The following is a 524-nucleotide window of genomic DNA, read 5'->3' as shown; positions in this document are numbered from 1 at the left end:
CGGCGGTGCCGCGCCGCCGCAGGCCAGCCCGCAGCCGAAACCGGCGGCGGCGGTCGCGCCGTCGAACCCGCATCTGATCCCCGATACGCCGCTGCCCTTCAACCTGCTCCGCGCGGCGGACGGCAATGTCGAGCTGACGGTGGACAAGCTCACCTATGCCGGCGCCGATTACCGCGCGCTGACGGCGCACGCGCTGCTGCGCAACGGCGTGCTCACGGTCCGCCCGATCAGCGGCGAGCTGCCCGGCGGCCCGGTCTCCGGCACGCTGATGGTCGACGCCGCGGCAAATCCGCCGAGCGTGCGCCTCATCGAACAGGCGCCGGCCTTCCGCCTCGGCCCGCTGCTCCGCCTGCTCGGCCAGCCCGGCTCGGCCTCGGCGACGGTGCAGCTCTACGCCGATCTCGGCGGCGCCGGCTCCACCGCGCATGACATCGCCTCGACCCTGAACGGCTCGCTCGGCGTCTCGACGGTGAACGGCGAGATCGACGGCGCGCTGCTCGACCGGCTGCTGACCGCCGCCSGCC

1 protein-coding gene is annotated in these 524 nt (G+C 74.8%); it reads left to right on the top strand.

What is annotated here, in order from left to right:
• Positions 1-524, top strand: a 524-nt coding sequence (locus tag RT91_RS18795; RefSeq protein WP_035189232.1) for an AsmA family protein, incomplete at both ends; no start/stop codon positions are given.

Origin of the sequence: Acidiphilium sp. JA12-A1 (genome assembly GCF_000724705.2) — a bacterium.
GTDB classification, from domain to species: Bacteria; Pseudomonadota; Alphaproteobacteria; order Acetobacterales; family Acetobacteraceae; genus Acidiphilium; species Acidiphilium multivorum.
The sequence above is the reverse complement of the archived record's forward strand: the minus strand, read 5'-3'. Positions and strand labels throughout refer to the sequence as shown.